Genomic DNA, 21106 nt, shown 5'->3' with positions numbered 1-21106 from the left:
TTAACCCAGGTCGCCGAAGCGGACCTGCAGAGCGGTAATGGCGGTGAGCGCTGTGGTTTCGGTACGCAGAACGCGTGGTCCCAGCAGAATATCAGTAAATCCGTGGTCGGTGGTCATGGCGATTTCGTCAGCGGACAAACCGCCTTCCGGGCCGATCAGCAGGCGAACGCGATCCACCGGCTGCGGCAACGTGTTGATGCTGTGGCTGGCGCGCGGGTGCAGGTTGAGTTTCAGGCTGCCGTCCTGCTCGGCGCACCAGGCCTCCAGCGACATCGCCTCGCGGATTTCGGGAATGCGGTTGCGGCCGCACTGTTCGCAGGCGGCGATGGCGATCTTCTGCCATTGTTGGATTTTCTTCGCCAGACGCTCGCCGTCCAACTTGACGCCGCAGCGCTCGGAAAACAGCGGGGTGATGACGTTGACGCCCAGCTCGATGGATTTCTGGATGGTGAACTCCATCTTCTCGCCGCGCGAGATCACCTGGCCCAGATGCAGGTTGAGCGGCGATTCGATGTCCTCCACGCGGCCGTCGCCGAGGCGCACCAGCACGCTCTTTTTGTCCACCCGGACTATCTCGGCGTCGAACACCTGGTTGCTGCCGTCGAACAGCTGCAGCGCCTGGCCGGCGCTCATGCGCAGCACGCGCCCGACGTGGTTGGCGGCGTCCTCACTGAGGGCGATCTCCGCCCGGTCGGTCAACGGCTGCGGATGGTAAATGCGGGGTATGCGCATGGGTAGTCTGATCCTGACGAAACGGCGCCGCGGGTTGGCGGCGCCATGAAAGATAAAGGCTATAGTAGGTTAGCTTTTCCGCTGCTGACAAGCCTGTTGAATATAGGGGTTGTGGTTGCCCTGCACCTTGGCGATACGTGCTTCACGCTGACATTCCCATTGGCTCACCGGATATTGCCGGTTCCACACCTCGAACAGCTGGGTTTGCTGGCGTGACAGCCGCAGCTGGTAGCGATCGCGCATGTAGAAGTAGGTGCGGGCAATGGCGCCGCGGGCGCGGGCGGGCGGCTCTGCCTGTTTATTCTTGAAGTCCACCTTCATTGGGCACTGCCCGTATTGGCCTGCGCCGCCGTTCCATTGGCTGTACATGAAGTTGTTGCGGTCGCCGTTCACTTCGCCGATCGCCGGCTGCAGGTTGTGCAGATCGGTTTCTATCTGGCGATAGGTGGCGTCCTTATTGCAGTTTTTGCGTCCGCCGTCTTGCCAGCACTGCAGTTGGTGGCCGAACTGCCAGGCCGGCACCACGTGTTCCCACTCGATGCGCTGCGCGCGCTGGGCGTTTTTACGCACCTGATAGCCGCAGCCGGCGAGATCCGGAATGCCCTTCTTGCCTTGCCAGTCGATGCGGCAGCCGCAGTAAAAGCTGCCCGGCGCATCCTGGTTAATCTTGGCCGCCGCCGCTTTGGCCTGAGAGAAGTTATTGATGCCGTGCGCCTGTACGGCGCCTGCGGCGAAAACCGCCATAAACAAAATTCTGCGAAGCATATTCCAAAACAGCTCAAAATTGGAAAAGCAGGCAGGGTAACGGAACTTGCCGGTAGTGGCAAATGGCGATATTTGCTTGTTTTAACGTATAAATCGTTTAACTAAAGGTTCTCGCTAGCAAGAAATTTCAGTTTTTCGCCGCACCGGCGGCAGCGGTATTCGCTTTCGCCGCGCAGCACGCGGTTATGGCGGCGAATGGTGAGCTGGTGCTGCCCACAGGCGCAGCGGTAGGGGAAGGTCTTGCTTTGCACCGAGGCGGTTTCGAAACGGTGAGTGCGGCTGGCGGGCGTCAGCAGCACGCTTTCCATCATCCAGCGCCATTCGCGGCCGTGCGGCGCCACCCGGCCGAATTGGCGAAACACCAGCAGGTGCGCCAGTTCGTGCGGCACCACTTCATCGATAAACGGCTGTTGGTTTTCCAGCAGCAGCACCGGGTTCAGGCGGATTTCCCAGCTTTGCAGCCAGGCGGTGCCCGCGCTGGTGCCGCGTTGCTGATAGACGATGCTGGGTTCGGGGAACTCGACGGCAAAATGCTGGCGGGCCAACTGCAGCTTTTCTCGCAGGCAGCGCATCACCGCTTGTTGCAGCGCGATGGGGATTCTCGGTTTGTTCATTGCGGCTAGCTTAAGCAATGGCGCGGCGGCTGACAATACGCACCGGCGCAAATCGCATCCGGCGCTTTTTCGCCACATTGATAAAGCGATCGCCACCGATGGATTGTAATCAATGTGTTAACTGCGGGATAATAAAGCGTGCATGATGAGCCTGTACCCGCAGTTCTCACCGAGCAGGGTTGAAACACCGCCTGTGGCAATCCCTTACGCAAAGAGCGGTTATTTTGCGATTTGGCGCAATAACTGACTGATTAAAAATACGTAAGGTGAAGGCAGTTTTTTGACAAGGCGCCGCCTCGCGCGCCGCAAGTGTGAATTTAACGCAGCTGATGTTGCAAGTGAGAGATCAATGTCGAATAAACCGTTCCACTATCAAGATCCGTTCCCACTGAAGAAAGACGATACCGACTATTACCTGCTGAGCCGCGACCACGTTTCCGTGAGCGAGTTTGAAGGCCAGGAAATACTGAAAGTTGCCCCTGAAGCGTTAACCCTGCTTGCCCAGCATGCGTTCCACGACGCGTCGTTCATGCTGCGCCCGGCGCACCAACAGCAGGTGGCCGATATCCTCAAAGATCCGGACGCCAGCGAAAACGACAAGTACGTTGCGCTGCAATTTCTGCGTAACTCAGAAATCGCCGCCAAGGGTATTTTACCGACCTGCCAGGACACCGGCACGGCGATCATCGTCGGCAAAAAGGGCCAGCGCGTCTGGACCGGCGGCGGCGATGAAGAAGCGTTGTCGCGCGGGGTCTACAACACCTACATCGAAGAGAACCTGCGCTATTCGCAGAACGCCGCGCTGGATATGTACAAAGAGGTCAATACCGGCAGCAACCTGCCGGCGCAGATCGATCTCTACAGCGTGGACGGCGAAGAGTACAAGTTCCTGTGCATCGCCAAGGGCGGCGGCTCCGCCAACAAAACCTATCTGTATCAGGAAACCAAGGCGCTGCTGTCGCCGGGCAAGCTGAAAAACTACCTGGTCGACAAGATGCGCACGCTGGGCACTGCGGCCTGCCCGCCGTATCACGTGGCGTTCGTCATCGGCGGCACCTCGGCGGAAGCGACGCTGAAAACCGTCAAACTGGCCTCGACCAAGTATTACGATGGCCTGCCGACCGAAGGCAACGAGCATGGTCAGGCGTTCCGCGATCTGGAACTCGAAGCGGAACTGCTGCAAGAAGCGCAGAACCTGGGGCTGGGCGCACAGTTCGGCGGCAAGTACTTCGCACATGATATCCGCGTAGTGCGCCTGCCGCGCCACGGCGCCTCCTGCCCGGTTGGCATGGGCGTCTCCTGCTCGGCGGACCGCAACATCAAAGGCAAGATCAACCGCGACGGCATCTGGCTGGAAAAACTGGAGCACAATCCGGGTAAATTCATTCCTCAGGAGCTGCGCCAGGCCGGGGAAGGCGAGGCGATCAAGGTCGATCTCAACCGCCCGATGGCCGAGATCCTCAAACAGCTGTCGCAGTATCCGGTTTCCACCCGCCTGTCGCTGAGCGGCACCATCATCGTTGGCCGCGATATCGCGCACGCCAAGCTGAAAGAGCGCCTGGATCGCGGTGAAGGCTTGCCGCAGTACGTCAAGGATCACCCGATCTACTACGCCGGCCCGGCTAAAACGCCGGAAGGCTATGCGTCCGGTTCCTTGGGGCCGACCACCGCCGGGCGTATGGATTCCTACGTCGATCTGCTGCAATCTCACGGCGGCAGCATGATCATGCTGGCGAAAGGCAACCGCAGCCAGCAGGTGACGGATGCCTGCCACAAGCACGGCGGCTTCTACCTCGGCAGCATCGGCGGCCCGGCGGCGGTGCTGGCGCAGCAGAGCATCAAGAGCCTGGAGTGCGTGGAGTACCCTGAATTGGGCATGGAAGCGATCTGGAAAATCGAAGTGGAAGATTTCCCGGCGTTTATCCTGGTGGATGACAAAGGCAATGACTTCTTCCAGAAGATCCAGGCCGGCCAATGCGCCAGCTGCCTGAAATAAGCGTTGCCCCCTTCGCCGCCCGCGGGCGGTGAAGGGGGACTGTGTAAAGTCCTGTAGCTTGCTGGACGGCGAGTTTTAACCTGTATACCCTACGCGGATAGCACTAAAATTCGACTAATGGAATATCGGCAACATAAGGTTCGGCAAGCACATGGGTACGCAGGAAAGTCACATCAGGGAATTGCTGGTCTGGATTGAAGACAACCTGACCAATCCGCTGTCGTTGGATATCGTTTCCGCCAAGTCAGGCTATACGAAATGGTACCTGCAGCGCATGTTCAAGAAGCAGACCGGATTATCGTTAGCTTCCTACATTCGCGCTCGCCGCCTCTACCTCGCCGCCTTCGCCTTGCGTTTCACGCAGAAGAGCATTCTGGACATTTCGGTTGAATATCAATTCGATAATCAGCAGACGTTCTCGCGCTGTTTCAAGAAACACTTCGCCGAGTCGCCCAGCGTTTATCGTCATGCCCGCAAACAGGACTTCAGCAATCTGGTGCGTTCACTCGCGGCCAGCCAGCCCGGCGATATTGAGGTCGAACGCGTCAGCATCGCCAGAGGGCAGTACGCTTTTCACGGCAAGCAATATGCGTACCATCTGGATATCGAGAATCTGGATAAGTCGCACCTGCCGCTGCGCAGCGCGCTACGGGCGCAGTTTTACACCTTGTTGGGCGAGCGCCCGACGCAAACCTATTCGTTTACCCAACTGGTGCCGGACGGCGAGCGGGTCAGGGTCGACTATACCCTGGGCGTGACGACGGACTATCCGCTGCGTGAAGGCGTGGCGCTGGAGCCGCTGCCGGAGATCCACGGTGAGTTTTGCCGTTTTCGCTATTCCGGCAAGCCGGTGGCGCTCAATGATCACATCATTAAAATTTACACGCAGGTGCTGCCCGAAATGGGGCTGGCCCGCGGTGACGGGCCGGACATGACGGTGTTCAGCTATTCGCTGAGCGGGAAAGAGGAGCTGCATCTGGAGCTGCAGCATCTGGTGCCGGTGGTGCCGTTGCACTGATCCCGTCGGCGGCCGGTCGCTGGTTTTTCTGCTGCACGATCGCCGCCATCACCGCCAGGGCGATCTCCGCCGGCGTTTTGCTGCCCAGCGGCAGGCCGATCGGCGCATGAATGCGTTCCAACTCCTGCGGCGTGAATTCGGCAATCTGCTGCAACCGCTGGCGCCGCCGCGCGCTGTTTCTCAGCGATCCCATGGCGCCGATGTAAAACGCCGGAGTGTGGATCGCTTCCATCAGCGTCAGATCGTCCATACGCGGATCGTGGGTCAGCGCCACGACGGCGGTATTGGCGTGGCAACCGCCGTCCTCAATGAACTTGGCCGGAAACTGGCGCAGCAGCGTCACGCCCGGTTTTAACTCGGCGGCGAAGTTATCCAGCGCCTCCGGGCGATTCTCGCAAACCAGCACCTCAAACCCCAGCGCCACGGCGAAATCGGCGCAGTACAGCGCTACGCTGGACAGCCCGGCGATCAGCAGGCGCGGCGCGGCCGCGATATGCAGCGTGATCTGCTCGAGCCGGCGTTCCACCTGGGTGGCGCTGGTGAAATGACTCTGCTCGAGGCTGTGGCAGGCGTTGGGCAGCGTAAGGCGTTTGAGCAACGCGTGATGCCCTTCCAGCGCGCCGGCGATGCGTTGCAGGTAAGCGACGCTGGCTTCTCCCGCCGGCAGATACTCGATCAGCACGTCCAGCACGCCGCCGCACGGCAGCGCCACGTTGGGTGTCATACCGCCTTCGCCGTAACGGATCACCTGGCTGGCCGCCTGATACTCCCCGGCGGCCACGCGGCGCAGGAAGTCCTCCTCCACGCACCCGCCCGACAATGAGCCGCTGTAGCGGCCGTCGCGGGTCGCCGCCATCAGCGCGCCCGGCGAGCGCGGCGAAGAACCATAGGTGCTGAGGACGGTGCATAACCAGACCGGCTGGTGTTGCAGCCAGCTTATCGCCTGGCTGACCACGGTGACATCAAGATGTTGCATAGGTGAATTTACTCGCTGGCCGGAAGTTGCGATGGAAGATCAATATCCTGCACGACGCCGGGGTGCTCAAGCGGCAACAGGTGCACCGCTGCGCCTTGCAGCAGCCCACGGGCGCCATTATCGCCGCGCAGTTGGCAAAGTTGTTTGCGCAATAGGGCGGAAAAGCCGACCGGGTGACCGGGCTGTTGCGCATAGCTGGGGCGTACGATTGCGTGTTGCCGTAAGGCGCTCGCCACCTGCCGGAAGACATCGGCGCTGACGAACGGCATATCGGCCAGATGGATCAGCCAGCCTTGCCAGTGCGGCGTGGCCGCAACGCCTGCGGCGATCGAGTCGCCGAGGCCCGCGCTGGCGAGCAGGGTAACCGGCACTTGGTTGGCGGCGCAGGCTGCCAGCACCGGCAGATTATCCGGACGGGTCACCACCTGCACCGGCAGCTCGGAAGCCAGCGCCTGGCGCAGGGTGTGTTCGAACAGCGAACGCCGCTCGCCCGCCGCATCGGCAAACCCGGCGTTCAGTTTGTTGCCCTGGCCGCCGGCCCGAATAAAGCGCTCCCCGCGTCCGGCGGCGGTAATAATGATGCCCGTGATCATGGTTCAAGCCCGCGTTTGCGCAAATTATTTATTAGCGTACAAACCTTATGTGTTTTGCAAATGTTTTTTTGTTGAAAACAGCCTGTTAATCATCACATAATTTTAGTTATAAGCATATGCTTATGACGTCTACGGCAAGGTCGTCAGCGTTTGCGCAACAACACCGCGAACAAAAACCAATTACAAGAAAGACGTGAAGGACTTATTTATGAGCAATTTCAACCCGTCGCGGCGTCGCTTTATCAAAAGCGCCGTGATTGCGGGGGTATCCGTGTACCTCGCGCCCCTGTACAGCCGCGCCTACGCCGCGCTGTTCGAGCAAAAAATCCTCCAGTCGCCCAATTGGGATCCGCAGGCCAAGCGCGTGCGTTTCCGTATCGACGGCCGCGCCAAGGTCATGGGGCAGAAGGTGTTCGCACGCGACATCCGCGCGGTGGACATGCCGCACTGGCCGCAGAAACAGGCGCACGCCTTCATTCTGCGCGTGACCAAGGCCGACCGGTTGTTCGAAGGGGTCGATCTGTCGCTGTTGGGGGACGATCTGCAACCGGATCGCCTGGTGACGGCGGAAGATCTGGCGCGCGACGGCCTGGCCTTTCCGGCGTTCTACGGTGACGACATGCTGCTGCCGAGCGGCAAAACCCCGGCCTACCTCGGCCAGGCGGTGGCGATCCTGATCTATCACGACTTCGCCCGTTTCCGCTTCGCCAAGGACAAGCTGAAATTCCGCGAAGAAACCATCAAATACGGCGCGGTGACCGGCCCGCTCGAGCGCGATCCCTGGGGCAGCTTCCGCTATGTGCGGGTGGGGGGAGAGCAACCGTTCGACGACGATCGCTTCTCCAGTCTGAAGGACACGCCGATCTTCCCGGTATCGATGAAAAAACACCTGCCGGTGTGGCCGGAAGGGCGCGAGGGCGGCAAGCTGGATCAGGAAGGCATGCGCTATGCAGGGATGATCGCCGACGAGTTGGCGAATCCGCCGGCCGACTGGCTGGTAATGTCGCGCCGCTACACCACGCAGTCGATCGACACTTCGGCGCTGGAGCCGGACAACGCCAACGGCTGGTTCGATGCGCAGACGCAAACCCTGCATCTGGTGGTGCCGACGCAGTCGCCGCAGGAAGTGGCCGACGAGATGCCGCGCATGCTGGCCAAGCGCAATCCGCCGGTGAAACAGCTGATCCTGCACCCGTGCTACACCGTGGGCTACGGCTCGAAAGACCACTATAACTTCCCGTATTACGGCGCGGTGGCAGCGATGTACGGCGACGGCCACCCGGTGCGTCTGGCCAACGATCGCTTCGAGCAGTTCCAGACGGCGCTGAAGCGCCATGCGTTCGACATGAACTACCGCATCGCGGTGAATAAGCAAACCGGCGTCATGCAGTCGTTCCTCGGTGACATGACCGCGGACGGCGGCGGCCGCAGCAACTTTACCCCTTCGGTGGTGATGGTCGGCGCAACCGCCGCCCAGTCGATTTACTACTTCCCGAAAAGCGATCTGTCGTCGGTCGGGCTGGCCTCACGCGCCATCGATGCCGGCTCGGCGCGCGGTTACGGCACGCTACAGAGCATGGCCGCCACCGAGATGATGGTGGATGAGCTGGCCGCCGAGCTGAAGATCGACCCGATCGAGTTTCGCCTGCGCAACGTGCTGAAATCCGGCATGAAAAACACCCAGGGGGCGATCCCGGCCGGTGCGATCCGCGCTGATGAAGTGCTGGAGAAGGCGGCGAAGCACGAGATGTGGCTCAAGCGCGCCGAACGCAAGGCCGAGTTTGAGAGCCGCCATCCCGGCAAGCGCTATGGCGTCGGCTTCGGCTGCGTGCAGAAAGACTTCGGCACCGGGGCGGAAACCTCGTTCGCCCGGGTGGAGCTGAGCGAAGACGGCCGCATCACCCTGCATCACAGCGGCGCGGAGATGGGCACCGGCATGTCGACCTCGCAGTCGGTATTGTGCGCGCAGTGGCTGGGCAAACCGGCCGACGAAGCGCACTTCTCGGTCACCGACTGGTCGGTATTGCCGATGGTCACCAGCGGCGATCCTTACCTGATGTCGCAGGAAGAGCAGGATAAGCTGCAAACCAACCCCAACTGGACGCCGAGCTACTGTTCGCCGTCGAGCGCCAGCAACTCGGCCTATTACTTCTCGCACAGCACCCGCGAAGCGGCGCGCCTGATCTTCGATCACGGCCTGTGGCCGGCGGCGATGGCGCTGTGGCAGGCCGGTATCGGCGGCGGCCAGGCGGCGCCGCTGGTGGTGCGGCGCGAAGATGCGCGTTGGGTCGAAGGCGGCCTGACGGCGGCGGGCATGTCGGTGCTGAGCCTCGAGCTGCTGGCCAAGACGGCTTATCAGATGGGCGGCGTCACCGGCGCGGCGGTGCATGTGTTCAACCGCTGGCAGTGGGCGGAGGCCGATTTCACGTTGAACGGCAAAAGCGAACGCCTGCCGGTCGACGGCATGGCGCTGCGCAACGCCGGCGGCGAATTCAAACCGCTGGCGCGCGGGCAGGTCTATTATCCGCCGACCCAGCGCAACAATGCGGCGGTGACCTACTACAGCGCCGTCGGCACGCTGGCGGAAGTGGCGGTGGATATCGCCACCGGCCAGGTGGAGTTGCTGAATCACCACTCGATCATGGAGTGTGGCAACCTGATCGTGCCGGAACTGGTTTCCGGCCAGCTGCAGGGCGGGCTGGCGATGGGCATCGGCCATGCGCTGCACGAATATTTACCGCTGTACGAAGACGGCCCGGGCAACGGCACCTGGAACTTCAACCGTTACCACCTGCCGCGCGCCAGCGACGTGGCGGTATGGAAACAGAGCGGCGACATCCTGCCGGCGCTGTCGGAAACCGATCCGCCGAAAGGCATGGCGGAAGTGGTGATGATCCCGATCGTGGCCGCGCTGGTCAACGCCATTGCCGACGCCACCGGCCACCGTTTCCGTGATTTGCCCGTTCGTGCAGAAAATATTCGTGAGGTATTACAATGAGCATTAAAACCCAGCCGATTTCCCTGACCATCAACGAGAAACAGTACGGCCCGATCGAGGTGCCGGAAGGCTTGATGATGATCGATTTCCTGCACGAGTATCTCGATTTGACCGGTTCGCGCCTCGGCTGCGGGCAGGGCATTTGCCACGCCTGCGTGGCTATTGTCGATCACCCGAGCGGCACCAGCGAAGAGGTGCGCACCTGCATCACCGGCGCGCATTTTTTCAACGGCAAGAAAGTGCGCACCGTCGAAGGCCACGCCAGGGTGGACGAACAGGGGGAGGTGGTTGAGCTGTCGCCGATCCAGCAGGCCTTTCTGGAGCACTACAGCTTCCAGTGCGGCTACTGCACGCCGGGCTTCGTCAACGCCGCCACCATCTTCGTGGAAAAGCTCAAGCGTGAGCCGATCGCCCGCGATCAGCTGGAGAACGCCATCGAGCAGGCGCTGGACAGCCACATCTGCCGCTGTACCGGCTACGTGCGCTACTACGAAGCGGTGCGTGACGTGGTGCTGAAAACGCCGGGCCTGCTGAAGGAGACGGCGCAATGAAAAAACGTCTCGCAGTGTTGATTGTGCTGGTGGCGATCGTGGTGATTGCGCTGTTGTGGTGGCGGGAAAACCGCCGTTACGATGGCCCGGCGCAGCAGGTGACCGCCAGCGCCGAACAGATCGCGCGCGGCCGCTATCTGGCGCAGGCCGCCGACTGCGCCGCCTGCCATACCGCCAGCGGCGGGGCGCCGTTGGCCGGCGGCTATCCGCTGGACACGCCGTTCGGCACGATTTACGGCAGCAACCTGACGCCGTCGGCCGATCACGGCATCGGGCGCTGGAGCAAGGACGACTTCTTCCTGGCGCTGACGCAGGGCGTGGCGCCGGGCGGGCGCCACCTGTATCCGGCGATGCCTTACACCTCGTACAAGGGCATTTCGCGTCAGGACGCCGATGATATCTATGCTTACCTGATGACGCGTCCGGCGGTAGACGTGGCCATTCCGGCCAACGAGATGCCGTTCCCGTTCAACCAGCGCATGGCGCTGATCGGCTGGAATCTGCTGTTCCGTAGCCAGGATCCGCTGCCGGCCAGTTCGCAGGGCAGCTCGCCGCAATGGCAGCGCGGCCGCTATCTGGCCGACGTGCTGGGCCACTGTGGCGAATGTCACACGCCGCGCGGCGCGCTGGGGCAGATGGATCTCGGCAAACCGATGCAGGGCGGCGATCTCGGCCGCTTTATGGCGCCGGACATTACGCCGCATGGCCTGGCGCAGCGCGGCTGGACGCCGCAGGACGTCAGCCGCTTCCTCAGCACCGGCCTTGCGCCGCAGGGTTCGGCCTTCAGTGAGATGCATATGGTGGTGGATCTCAGCACCCGTCATTTGACGCCGGAAGACCATCAGGCGCTGGCGCTGTATCTGATGGGCGAGCAGCCGCCGGCGGCGGTGCCGGTGAAAATGGGGCAGGGCAGCGATGCCGGGCGCATGACCTATCTGGATCAGTGCGCCGGCTGCCATGCGCGCGAAGGCGAGGGCAAACCGCACGTCGCACCGGCGATGCGCGATAACGCCACGCTGCGCCAGGCGGACGGCAAGAACCTGATCGTGTCGGTGCTGGACGGCCTGCCGGCCCAGCAGTTCCCGAACGGTGAAAGCATGCAGAGCATGCCGGGCTTCGGCGAGCGTCTAAGCGATGCCGACGTGGCGGAACTGGTAAATTACCTGCGGGTGACCTGGGGCGGTTTGCCGGCGGACGTCACCGCCGAGCAGGTGAAAGCGCTGCGCAAGTAAGCGGCGTTCAGGCGAAAAAAATGGCCCGCATCTGCGGGCCATTTTATTGCGCGGTCACGGGATTCAACGGCTGGTGACGCCGTCGACACGCTGGCTGCGCTGTTTGATGGCGTAACCGACGGCCAGGATCGCCACCCATACCGGGATCAGCAGCACCGAGATTTGAATGCCCGGCGTCAGGTACATGATCACCAGGATGCCGGCCATGAACAGCAGGCACAGGTAGTTGCTGAACGGGTACCAGAACGCTTTGAACTTCGGCACCACGCCTTCACGGTTTTTGGCGGCGCGGAATTTCAGGTGCGCCAGGCTGATCATCGCCCAGTTGATCACCAGCGCCGACACCACCAACGCCATCAGCAGTTCGAAGGCGCGGCCCGGGATCAGGTAGTTAATCAGCACGCACAGCGCGGTGGCGAGGGCGGAAATGCCTATGGCCACCACCGGCACGCCGCGGCCGTCAACCTTCAGCAGGCTTTTCGGGCCGTTGCCCTGCTGCGCCAGGCCGTACAGCATGCGGCTGTTACAGTAGACGCAGCTGTTGTAGACCGACAGCGCGGCGGTGAGCACCACGATGTTCAGCACGGTCGCCACCAGGTTGCTGTTCAGCGCGTGGAAGATCAGCACGAACGGGCTGCCGCCTTCGACCACTTTGCCCCACGGGTACAGCGACAGCAGAATGGCCAGTGAACCGATATAGAAGATCAGGATGCGGTAGATCACCTGATTGGTGGCTTTCGGAATGCTTTTTTGCGGGTTGTCGGCTTCGGCGGCGGTGATGCCGACCAGCTCGAGGCCGCCGAAGGAGAACATGATCACCGCCATCGCCATCACCAGGCCCATGACGCCGTTCGGGAAGAACCCGCCCTGCGCCCACAGGTTGGTGACGGTGGCTTCCGGGCCGCCCATGCCGCTGAACAGCAGGTAGGCGCCGAACACGATCATGCCGATAATCGCCACCACTTTGATGATGGCGAACCAGAACTCCATCTCGCCGTAAACTTTCACGTTGGCCAGGTTGATGGCGTTGATCGCCAGGAAGAATACCGCGGCGGAAACCCAGGTGGGGATCTCCGGCCACCAGTACTGCACGTAGATGCCGACCGCGGTCAGCTCCGCCATCGCCACCAGAACATACAGCACCCAATAGTTCCAGCCGGAGGCGAAGCCGGCGAAGTTGCCCCAGTATTTATAGGCGAAGTGGCTGAAGGAACCGGCGACCGGCTCTTCCACCACCATTTCCCCCAGTTGGCGCATGATCAGAAACGCGATGAAGCCGCCGATGGCGTAGCCGAGAAGCACTGACGGGCCGGCCATTTTTATTGTTTGAGCGATACCGAGAAATAACCCGGTGCCGATTGCGCCACCTAAGGCGATGAGCTGAATATGGCGGTTTTTCAGGCCGCGCTTCAGCTGGTCACCATGCTGTTGACCATCCATCAATCTAACCCTCTGTCGTTGTGAATGCCCATCTGCCTGTAAAGCAGTGGTTACGATGTGTGTTTTGTTTTATTTACGGCGTTATAGCTATTAATTCCACGGCGCCGCTACCGTTTGGCAGAGAATAATGTTATGCGCGTCGGTTTGCACCTGCTTTGTCGTGTGAGTGATTAAGATTGCAGCAGTTTAGGAAACAAAATGCGGGTTGTGTGACGGCAGGGGGGATTCAGTGCATGAAATAAGCAACAAATCACATAATGCGCAAAAATAACGTAGATCTGAACGGTGGGCCGCGTTCAAATAATGAACGAACCGCCGTTGCGCTGCTCGCCAAATAGCCATTCATTAAAGCGTAATAACCATGCAATAAAACTCGGGCAAAAAGTTTGCACTCTGCCTTGCGTAAGGTTTGGTAAAAGTTAAATCCCCAACCCGCCGCGTAAATGGTAATACCATCACGGCGTTACCGGTTTGCAGCGGGGTTTTCAGCGAGGTGTTAAAATGTGCGGGTAACCTGATTTCGATCAAGGCCCGTATGGACAGGAGGTGAATACTTTGTTACTTTACCGTCACGTTTTTGAAATTGGTATTACCAATTGACTCCGCGCCATTCGCAGAGAAGAATTCACTCATGGCCTACAGCAAAATCCGCCAACCCAAGTTGTCAGATGTTATCGAGCAACAGCTCGAATACCTGATCCTCGAGGGGACACTGCGCCCAGGCGAAAAACTGCCTCCGGAGCGCGAGCTGGCGAAACAATTTGATGTCTCCCGTCCTTCTCTGAGAGAGGCCATTCAGCGCCTTGAAGCGAAAGGGCTGCTCCTGCGCCGTCAGGGCGGCGGCACCTTCGTGCAAACTAATCTGTGGCAGAGCTTCAGCGATCCGCTGGCCGAGCTGCTGGCCGACCATCCCGAATCACAGTTCGATCTGCTGGAAACCCGTCACGCGCTGGAAGGCATTGCCGCCTATTACGCGGCGCTGCGCGGCACCGATGAAGATCTGGCGCGCATCCGCGATTGCCACATCGTGATTCAACAGGCTCAAGACAGCGGCGATCTCGACGCCGAAGCCGATGCGGTCATGCAGTATCAAATCGCCGTGACTGAAGCCGCTCACAACGTTGTGTTACTTCACCTGCTACGCTGCATGGGGCCGATGCTGGAACAGAACGTGCGTCAGAACTTTGAATTGCTCTACTCGCGCCGTGAGATGTTGGCAAAAGTGAGCAGCCACCGCGCCGGAATTTTTGAGGCGATTGTGGCACGCGAGCCGGAAAAGGCCCGTGAAGCCTCGCATCGCCACTTGGCGTTTATCGAGGAAATCTTGCTGGATCTCAGCCGGGAGCATACTCGGCGCGAGAGATCGCTGCGGCGTCTCCAGCAACGCAAGGATTAAGAGCTGTCCTCTTCAGGGTACACCAGCCTGCGGGGGTTAAGTTCGAGGTACTTAGTTAAGTACTTAAGCGGCAACTAAACTGATGGGCCTGTCTTCGTGTGTTTTTTCACAGAGCACAGGAAGACAGGCTCCAAACAAACCATTAGACAGATAAGGAATACCACCATGTCAGAACGTTTAAACAATGACGTGGATCCGATCGAAACCCGCGACTGGCTGCAGGCGATCGAATCGGTCATCCGTGAAGAGGGTGTTGAGCGAGCTCAGTTTCTGATTGATCAGGTATTGGGAGAAGCCCGCAAAGGCGGCGTTAACGTTGCGGCCGGTGCTGCAGCGCACAACTATGTCAACACCATCGCGGTAGAAGACGAACCGGCTTACCCAGGCAACCTGGATCTGGAACGCCGCATTCGCTCTGCGATTCGTTGGAATGCGATCATGACCGTTCTGCGCGCATCCAAGAAAGACCTGGAACTGGGCGGCCACATGGCTTCCTTCCAGTCTTCCGCGACCTTCTATGAAGTCTGCTTTAACCACTTCTTCCGCGCACGCAACGAGAAAGACGGCGGCGACCTGGTCTACTTCCAGGGCCACATCTCTCCGGGCGTTTACGCGCGCGCCTTCCTTGAAGGCCGCCTGACCGAAGAACAGATGAACAACTTCCGTCAGGAAGTGCACGGCAACGGCCTGTCCTCTTATCCGCATCCTAAGCTGATGCCGGAATTCTGGCAGTTCCCGACCGTATCCATGGGCCTGGGCCCAATCAGCGCCATCTATCAGGCGAAGTTCCTGAAATACCTGGAACACCGCGGCCTGAAAGACACCTCTGAGCAGACCGTTTACGCCTTCCTGGGCGACGGCGAGATGGATGAGCCGGAATCCAAAGGCGCCATCACCATCGCCACCCGCGAGAAGCTGGACAACCTGGTGTTCGTCATCAACTGCAACCTGCAGCGCCTGGACGGCCCGGTCACCGGTAACGGCAAGATCATCAACGAACTGGAAGGCATCTTCTCCGGCGCAGGCTGGCAGGTGCTGAAAGTGATCTGGGGCGGCCGTTGGGACGAGCTGCTGCGCAAAGACACCAGCGGTAAACTGGTTCAGCTGATGAACGAGACCCTGGACGGCGACTACCAGACCTTCAAATCCAAAGACGGCGCTTACGTGCGCGAGCACTTCTTCGGCCGTTACCCGGAAACCGCGGCGCTGGTCAAAGACATGACCGACGACGAAATCTGGGCGCTGAACCGTGGTGGTCACGATCCGAAGAAAATCTTCGCTGCACTGAAAAAAGCGCAGGACACCAAAGGCAAACCGACCGTTATCCTGGCCCACACCATCAAAGGTTACGGCATGGGTGAAACCGCGGAAGGTAAAAACATCGCTCACCAGGTGAAGAAAATGAACATGGAAGGGGTTCACCACTTCCGCGATCGTTTCAACGTGCCGGTTGCCGATGCTGACATCGAAAAACTGCCGTACATCACCTTCGAGAAAGATTCCGAAGAGTACAAATACCTGCACGAACGTCGCCAGGCGCTGAAAGGCTACGTGCCTACCCGTCTGCCGGAGTTCACCCAGAAGCTGGAAATGCCGGCGCTGGAAGATTTCAGCTCGCTGCTGGAAGAGCAGAACAAAGAGATTTCCACCACTATCGCCTTCGTGCGTGCCCTGAACGTGATGCTGAAGAACAAGTCGATCAAAGATCGCCTGGTGCCAATCATCGCCGACGAAGCGCGTACCTTCGGTATGGAAGGTCTGTTCCGTCAGATCGGTATCTACAGCCCGAACGGCCAGCAGTACACCCCGCAGGACCGTGAGCAGGTTGCTTACTACAAAGAAGACGAGAAAGGCCAAATCCTGCAGGAAGGCATCAACGAACTGGGCGCAGCCTCTTCCTGGCTGGCCGCAGCGACGTCCTACAGCACCAACGATCTGCCGATGATTCCGTTCTACATCTACTACTCGATGTTCGGTTTCCAACGCATCGGCGACCTGTGCTGGGCAGCGGGCGACCAACAGGCGCGCGGCTTCCTGATCGGCGGGACCTCGGGCCGTACTACCCTGAACGGCGAAGGTCTGCAGCACGAAGATGGCCACAGCCACATTCAGTCTCTGACCATCCCTAACTGCATCTCTTACGATCCGGCTTACGCGTACGAAGTGGCGGTCATCATGCACGACGGTCTGGTGCGCATGTATGGCGACAACCCGGAAAACGTGTACTACTACCTGACCACGCTGAACGAAAACTACCACATGCCTGCGATGCCGCAGGGTGCGGAAGAAGGTATCCGCAAGGGTATCTACAAGCTGGAAACGCTGGAAGGCAGCAAAGGCAAGGTGCAGCTGCTGGGCTCCGGCGCCATCCTGCGCCACGTGCGCGAAGCTGCGCAGATCCTGGCGAAGGACTACGGCGTGGGTTCCGACACCTACAGCGTGACCTCGTTCACCGAACTGGCGCGCGACGGCCAGGATTGCGAGCGTTGGAACATGCTGCACCCAACCGAAGCGCCACGCGTGCCTTACATCGCTCAGGTGATGAACGATGCGCCGGCGGTAGCCTCTACCGACTACATGAAACTGTTCGCCGAACAGGTTCGTACTTATGTGCCGGCCAGCGATTATCGCGTACTGGGCACCGACGGCTTCGGCCGTTCGGACAGCCGCGAAAACCTGCGTCACCACTTCGAAGTCGATGCGTCCTACGTGGTGGTTGCTGCTCTGGGTGAACTGGCTAAACGCGGTGAGATCGAAGCTTCTGTGGTTGCTGATGCAATCAAGAAATTCAACATCAACCCAGAAAAAGTTAACCCGCGTCTGGCCTAAGAGGTACTGAATAATGTCTATCGAAATCAACGTACCGGATATCGGTGCAGATGAAGTCGAAATCACCGAGATTCTGGTGAAGGTCGGCGATAAAGTTGAAGCGGAACAATCGCTGATCACCGTGGAGGGCGACAAGGCCTCCATGGAAGTGCCCTCCCCGCAGGCGGGCGTGGTGAAAGAGATCAAAGTGGCGGTCGGCGATAAAACCGAAACCGGCAAACTGATCATGATCTTCGAAGCGGCAGGCGCAGCGGAAGCGGCACCGGCGGCGAAAGCGGAAGAAAAACCGGCGGCGGCAGCAGCTGCCCCGGCTGCCGCTGCGGCCAAAGACGTTGCCGTGCCGGATATCGGCGCCGACGAAGTCGAAGTGACCGAGATCCTGGTGAAAGTGGGCGACAAGGTGGAAGCCGAGCAGTCCCTGATCACCGTGGAAGGCGACAAGGCTTCCATGGAAGTCCCTGCGCCGTTCGCGGGCACCGTGAAAGAGATCAAGATCGCGACCGGCGACAAAGTGAAAACCGGCTCCCTGATCATGGTGTTCGAAGTGGCCGGCGCCGCTTCCGCTGCGGCCCCGGCTGCGGCGCAAGCACCGGCTGCCGCTGCAGCACCTGCGGCCTCTGCGGCTAAAGACGTCGCCGTGCCGGATATCGGCGGTGACGAAGTCGAAGTGACCGAGGTGATGGTCAAGGTGGGCGACAAGGTTGCCGCCGAGCAGTCTCTGATCACCGTGGAAGGCGACAAGGCCTCCATGGAAGTGCCAGCGCCGTTCGCGGGCACCGTGAAAGAGATCAAGATCGCGACCGGCGACAAAGTGAAAACCGGCTCCCTGATCATGGTGTTCGAAGTGGAAGGCGCTGCGCCTGCCGCTGCCGCCGCTCCAGCTGCTAAAGCGGACGCTGCGCCGGCGCCGGCCGCCGCGAAAGCCGCCGCTCCGGCCGCGAAAGCTGAAGACAAAGGCGAGTTCGCCGAGAACGCGGCATATGTGCACGCGACTCCGGTCATTCGTCGTCTGGCGCGTGAATTCGGCGTTAACCTGGCGAAAGTGAAAGGCACCGGTCGTAAAGGCCGCATCCTGCGCGAAGACGTTCAGGCTTACGTGAAAGACGCGGTGAAACGCGCTGAAGCGGCCCCGGCTGCTGCCGGCGGCGGTCTGCCAGGCATGCTGCCATGGCCGAAAGTGGACTTCAGCAAGTTCGGCGAGATCGAAGAAGTCGAAATGGGCCGCATCCAGAAGATCTCTGGCGCGAACCTGAGCCGCAACTGGGTGATGATCCCGCACGTGACTCACTTCGACAAAACCGACATCACCGATCTGGAAGCGTTCCGCAAGCAGCAGAACGAAGAAGCGGCCAAGCGCAAGCTGGACGTGAAGTTCACGCCTGTCGTGTTCATCATGAAAGCCGTCGCTGCCGCTCTGGAGCAGATGCCGCGCTTCAACAGCTCGCTGTCCGAAGACGGTCAGAAGCTGACGCTGAAGAAATACATCAACATCGGCGTGGCGGTAGATACCCCGAACGGCCTGGTGGTTCCAGTGTTCAAGGACGTGAACAAGAAGAGCATCACCGAGCTGTCTCGCGAGCTGATGACCATCTCCAAGAAAGCGCGCGACGGCAAGCTGACCGCGGGCGAGATGCAGGGCGGCTGCTTCACCATCTCCAGCCTGGGCGGCATCGGGACGACTCACTTCGCGCCGATCGTCAACGCGCCGGAAGTGGCTATCCTGGGCGTCTCCAAGTCTGCGATGGAGCCGGTCTGGAACGGTAAAGAGTTCATGCCGCGCCTGATGATGCCGATGTCGCTGTCCTTCGACCACCGCGTTATCGACGGTGCCGATGGTGCGCGCTTCATCACCATCATCAACAACATGTTGTCCGACATTCGCCGTCTGGTGATGTAATGCAAAAGGGGCGCAGCATGCTGCGCCCCTGACGATTCTGTAGCAGTTTTGTCGGATTTTGCATAACTCGACAAAATTGTTGAGACACGGGTCACTCGAACACGCTTTGCAGATTATTAACAATTCTGTAAACTGCTCGCGGTGTAAGCGTCCCGGTGGATGAAGGGCGTTATGAGATCGATTAGCAATAAAAATGACGTCTGACCCGCCGGACAATCAATTAAGAGGTCATGATGAGTACTGAAATTAAAACTCAGGTCGTGGTACTTGGGGCGGGCCCGGCAGGTTACTCTGCAGCCTTTCGTTGCGCTGACTTAGGTCTTGAAACCGTTCTGGTTGAACGTTATTCCACTCTGGGCGGGGTTTGCCTGAACGTGGGATGTATCCCTTCCAAAGCACTGCTGCACGTTGCCAAAGTGATCGAAGAAGCCAAAGCGCTGGCCGAACACGGCATCGTTTTTGGCGAGCCGAAAACCGACATCGACAAAGTGCGCGTCTGGAAAGAAAAAGTCATCACTCAGCTGACCGGCGGTCTGGCTGGCATGGCGAAAGGTCGTAAAGTGAAAGTGGTCAACGGCCTGGGCAAGTTCACCGGCGCTAACACCCTGGTTGTTGAAGGCGAAAACGGCCCAACCACCATCAACTTCGACAACGCCATCATCGCTGCAGGTTCTCGTCCGATCCAACTGCCATTCATTCCTCATGAAGATCCACGCGTGTGGGATTCTACCGATGCGCTGGCGCTGAAAACCGTCCCAGAGCGTCTGCTGGTTATGGGCGGCGGCATCATCGGCCTGGAAATGGGCACCGTATACCATGCGCTGGGTTCACAGATCGACGTCGTTGAAATGTTCGATCAGGTTATCCCGGCGGCAGATAAAGACGTGGTGAAAGTCTTCACCAAACGTATCAGCAAGCAGTTCAACCTGATGCTGGAAACCAAAGTGACCGCGGTAGAAGCCAAAGAAGACGGCATTTACGTCACGATGGAAGGTAAAAAAGCGCCGGCAGAGCCACAGCGTTACGACGCGGTGCTGGTGGCGATCGGCCGCGTGCCGAACGGCAAACTGCTGGATGCCGGCAAAGCCGGTGTTGAAGTTGACGAGCGTGGCTTCATCAACGTCGACAAACAGCTGCGCACCAACGTGCCGCACATCTTCGCCATCGGCGACATCGTCGGCCAGCCGATGCTGGCGCACAAAGGCGTGCACGAAGGCCACGTCGCCGCAGAAGTTATCGCCGGCATGAAGCACTACTTCGATCCGAAAGTGATCCCATCCATCGCATACACCGAGCCGGAAGTGGCGTGGGTGGGTCTGACCGAGAAAGAAGCGAAAGAGAAAGGCATCAGCTACGAAACCTCCACCTTCCCGTGGGCGGCTTCCGGCCGTGCGATCGCTTCCGACTGTGCAGACGGCATGACCAAACTGATCTTCGACAAAGAAACTCACCGCATCATCGGTGGCGCGATTGTCGGCACCAACGGCGGCGAGCTGCTGGGTGAAATCGGTCTGGCTATCGAGATGGGCTGCGACGCGGAAGACATCGCGCTGACCATCCACGCTCACCCGACCCTGCACGAATCCGTGGGCCTGGCGGCGGAAATCTACGAAGGCAGCATCACCGACCTGCCTAACCCGAAAGCCAAGAAGAAGTAATTCTGCTGGTTTGACCGGTTAACAAGCGGCTCCTGAGAAGGGGCCGTTTTTTTTTGCTCAGATGCAGAACGCGGTTTTTTGTGGCCGCTGCGCCAAATTCCGATCCTCATGCTTATATCCATTTTAATTATGTGGATATAATGCCCTGTTTGTCCGGCAGCCGATTACGCTGCGCTCAACGATTCAGCAAAGATTTAATGTTGCTTTTATGTGAACGAATTAACAACCGTTTCAAATCCTGATATGCTGGCTGAGCGGAACCGGGCACTGTACCTTACAGTCCAGGACATCGACAGCAGTGCCCCGTCAGGATAGATGGCATCAATATCGCCGTGCGCTCTACCCATCAGTCTTTCATGCTGTAACGCTGTTTGACCGTGCTTGTTTGCCCCAATCACCGTTTCGGGGCCT

15 protein-coding genes are annotated in these 21106 nt (G+C 59.7%); 9 read left to right on the top strand and 6 right to left on the bottom strand.

The genetic code is table 11. From position 1 onward, the window contains the following. The 3 genes from rsmE to IMX17_RS23495 all read right to left on the bottom strand — a co-directional run bounded on the left by rsmE (nucleotide 1) and on the right by IMX17_RS23495 (nucleotide 2111). Nucleotides 1-732: a 16S rRNA (uracil(1498)-N(3))-methyltransferase gene (gene rsmE, locus IMX17_RS23505; RefSeq protein WP_025304244.1), complete on the bottom strand. Its 732-nt coding sequence runs from the start codon at nucleotides 730-732 to the stop codon at nucleotides 1-3. 69 nt (nucleotides 733-801) lie between these two features. Next, on the bottom strand, nucleotides 802-1497 hold the full coding sequence (gene endA, locus IMX17_RS23500) for a deoxyribonuclease I (RefSeq protein WP_025304243.1): 696 nt from the start codon (nucleotides 1495-1497) through the stop codon (nucleotides 802-804). A gap of 101 nt (nucleotides 1498-1598) precedes the next feature. Next, the gene (locus IMX17_RS23495; protein WP_094143168.1) at nucleotides 1599-2111 is read right to left on the bottom strand and encodes a SprT family zinc-dependent metalloprotease; all 513 of its coding nucleotides are present in this window, start codon (nucleotides 2109-2111) and stop codon (nucleotides 1599-1601) included. A 349-nt stretch (nucleotides 2112-2460) separates the two neighbouring features. Here IMX17_RS23495 and fumA point away from each other — a divergent pair, with 349 nt between their 5' ends. Next, nucleotides 2461-4107: a class I fumarate hydratase FumA gene (gene fumA / locus IMX17_RS23490; RefSeq protein ID WP_094143170.1), complete on the top strand. Its 1647-nt coding sequence runs from the start codon at nucleotides 2461-2463 to the stop codon at nucleotides 4105-4107. Nucleotides 4108-4258: 151 nt separating this feature from the next. Next, nucleotides 4259-5125, top strand: a complete 867-nt coding sequence (locus IMX17_RS23485; protein WP_046897324.1) for a helix-turn-helix domain-containing protein — start codon at nucleotides 4259-4261, stop codon at nucleotides 5123-5125. On the opposite strand, the gene IMX17_RS23480 is transcribed toward IMX17_RS23485, so the two are convergent. Together IMX17_RS23480 and IMX17_RS23475 are read right to left on the bottom strand one after the other, a co-directional pair. Then, on the bottom strand, nucleotides 5049-6101 hold the full coding sequence (locus IMX17_RS23480) for an XdhC family protein (protein WP_193550275.1): 1053 nt from the start codon (nucleotides 6099-6101) through the stop codon (nucleotides 5049-5051). The genes IMX17_RS23485 and IMX17_RS23480 overlap by 77 nt on opposite strands. Before the next feature lie 8 nt (nucleotides 6102-6109). Next, entirely contained in the window at nucleotides 6110-6694 is a 585-nt protein-coding gene (locus tag IMX17_RS23475) for an NTP transferase domain-containing protein (RefSeq protein WP_046687798.1), read from the bottom strand. A gap of 208 nt (nucleotides 6695-6902) precedes the next feature. On the opposite strand from IMX17_RS23475, the gene IMX17_RS23470 reads away from it, so the two are divergent. The 3 genes from IMX17_RS23470 to IMX17_RS23460 are packed head-to-tail and all read left to right on the top strand — an operon-like array spanning nucleotide 6903 to nucleotide 11475. After that, a complete protein-coding gene (locus IMX17_RS23470) occupies nucleotides 6903-9692 on the top strand; it encodes a xanthine dehydrogenase family protein molybdopterin-binding subunit (RefSeq protein ID WP_046897326.1) in 2790 nt (929 codons plus the stop codon). Then, the gene (locus tag IMX17_RS23465) at nucleotides 9689-10243 is read left to right on the top strand and encodes a (2Fe-2S)-binding protein (protein ID WP_015379038.1); all 555 of its coding nucleotides are present in this window, start codon (nucleotides 9689-9691) and stop codon (nucleotides 10241-10243) included. The genes IMX17_RS23470 and IMX17_RS23465 overlap by 4 nt, the downstream gene beginning before the upstream one ends. Further along, nucleotides 10240-11475 (top strand): cytochrome c, encoded by a 1236-nt coding sequence (locus IMX17_RS23460; protein ID WP_193550274.1) that lies wholly within the window; start codon nucleotides 10240-10242, stop codon nucleotides 11473-11475. Before IMX17_RS23465 ends, IMX17_RS23460 begins: the two co-directional genes overlap by 4 nt. Nucleotides 11476-11538: 63 nt before the next feature. On the opposite strand, the gene IMX17_RS23455 is transcribed toward IMX17_RS23460, so the two are convergent. Next, the gene (locus IMX17_RS23455; protein ID WP_004937488.1) at nucleotides 11539-12915 is read right to left on the bottom strand and encodes an amino acid permease; all 1377 of its coding nucleotides are present in this window, start codon (nucleotides 12913-12915) and stop codon (nucleotides 11539-11541) included. 631 nt (nucleotides 12916-13546) lie between these two features. On the opposite strand from IMX17_RS23455, the gene pdhR reads away from it, so the two are divergent. The 4 genes from pdhR to lpdA all read left to right on the top strand — a co-directional run bounded on the left by pdhR (nucleotide 13547) and on the right by lpdA (nucleotide 20695). Further along, nucleotides 13547-14311 carry a pyruvate dehydrogenase complex transcriptional repressor PdhR gene (gene pdhR / locus IMX17_RS23450; protein ID WP_004937490.1) on the top strand — a complete coding sequence of 255 codons (765 nt, stop codon included), beginning with the start codon at nucleotides 13547-13549 and terminating at the stop codon, nucleotides 14309-14311. A 165-nt stretch (nucleotides 14312-14476) separates the two neighbouring features. Beyond that, entirely contained in the window at nucleotides 14477-17140 is a 2664-nt protein-coding gene (gene aceE / locus IMX17_RS23445; RefSeq protein WP_046897328.1) for a pyruvate dehydrogenase (acetyl-transferring), homodimeric type, read from the top strand. A gap of 13 nt (nucleotides 17141-17153) precedes the next feature. Continuing rightward, a complete protein-coding gene (aceF, locus tag IMX17_RS23440) occupies nucleotides 17154-19037 on the top strand; it encodes a pyruvate dehydrogenase complex dihydrolipoyllysine-residue acetyltransferase (protein ID WP_033632105.1) in 1884 nt (627 codons plus the stop codon). A gap of 233 nt (nucleotides 19038-19270) precedes the next feature. Continuing rightward, nucleotides 19271-20695 carry a dihydrolipoyl dehydrogenase gene (gene lpdA, locus IMX17_RS23435; RefSeq protein WP_033644926.1) on the top strand — a complete coding sequence of 475 codons (1425 nt, stop codon included), beginning with the start codon at nucleotides 19271-19273 and terminating at the stop codon, nucleotides 20693-20695. The last annotated feature ends 411 nt before the right edge of the window (nucleotides 20696-21106 follow it).

Origin of the sequence: Serratia sp. X3 (assembly GCF_014982455.1) — a bacterium.
Taxonomy (GTDB): domain Bacteria; phylum Pseudomonadota; class Gammaproteobacteria; order Enterobacterales; family Enterobacteriaceae; genus Serratia; species Serratia ureilytica.
Note: the sequence above shows the minus strand (reverse complement) of the source record. Positions and strands in the feature narration are given on the sequence as shown.

What these genes read in the sequence shown, in the direction of transcription:
- IMX17_RS23460 (WP_193550274.1), top strand. Translation starts at nt 10,240, where the DNA reads ATGAAAAAACGTCTCGCAGTGTTGATTGTGCTGGTGGCGATCGTGGTG.
- IMX17_RS23475 (WP_046687798.1), bottom strand. Translation starts at nt 6,694, where the DNA reads ATGATCACGGGCATCATTATTACCGCCGCCGGACGCGGGGAGCGCTTT.
- IMX17_RS23485 (WP_046897324.1), top strand. Translation starts at nt 4,259, where the DNA reads ATGGGTACGCAGGAAAGTCACATCAGGGAATTGCTGGTCTGGATTGAA.
- pdhR (WP_004937490.1), top strand. Translation starts at nt 13,547, where the DNA reads ATGGCCTACAGCAAAATCCGCCAACCCAAGTTGTCAGATGTTATCGAG.
- IMX17_RS23470 (WP_046897326.1), top strand. Translation starts at nt 6,903, where the DNA reads ATGAGCAATTTCAACCCGTCGCGGCGTCGCTTTATCAAAAGCGCCGTG.
- IMX17_RS23480 (WP_193550275.1), bottom strand. Translation starts at nt 6,101, where the DNA reads ATGCAACATCTTGATGTCACCGTGGTCAGCCAGGCGATAAGCTGGCTG.
- aceF (WP_033632105.1), top strand. Translation starts at nt 17,154, where the DNA reads ATGTCTATCGAAATCAACGTACCGGATATCGGTGCAGATGAAGTCGAA.
- endA (WP_025304243.1), bottom strand. Translation starts at nt 1,497, where the DNA reads ATGCTTCGCAGAATTTTGTTTATGGCGGTTTTCGCCGCAGGCGCCGTA.
- lpdA (WP_033644926.1), top strand. Translation starts at nt 19,271, where the DNA reads ATGAGTACTGAAATTAAAACTCAGGTCGTGGTACTTGGGGCGGGCCCG.
- aceE (WP_046897328.1), top strand. Translation starts at nt 14,477, where the DNA reads ATGTCAGAACGTTTAAACAATGACGTGGATCCGATCGAAACCCGCGAC.
- IMX17_RS23495 (WP_094143168.1), bottom strand. Translation starts at nt 2,111, where the DNA reads ATGAACAAACCGAGAATCCCCATCGCGCTGCAACAAGCGGTGATGCGC.
- fumA (WP_094143170.1), top strand. Translation starts at nt 2,461, where the DNA reads ATGTCGAATAAACCGTTCCACTATCAAGATCCGTTCCCACTGAAGAAA.
- IMX17_RS23455 (WP_004937488.1), bottom strand. Translation starts at nt 12,915, where the DNA reads ATGGATGGTCAACAGCATGGTGACCAGCTGAAGCGCGGCCTGAAAAAC.
- IMX17_RS23465 (WP_015379038.1), top strand. Translation starts at nt 9,689, where the DNA reads ATGAGCATTAAAACCCAGCCGATTTCCCTGACCATCAACGAGAAACAG.
- rsmE (WP_025304244.1), bottom strand. Translation starts at nt 732, where the DNA reads ATGCGCATACCCCGCATTTACCATCCGCAGCCGTTGACCGACCGGGCG.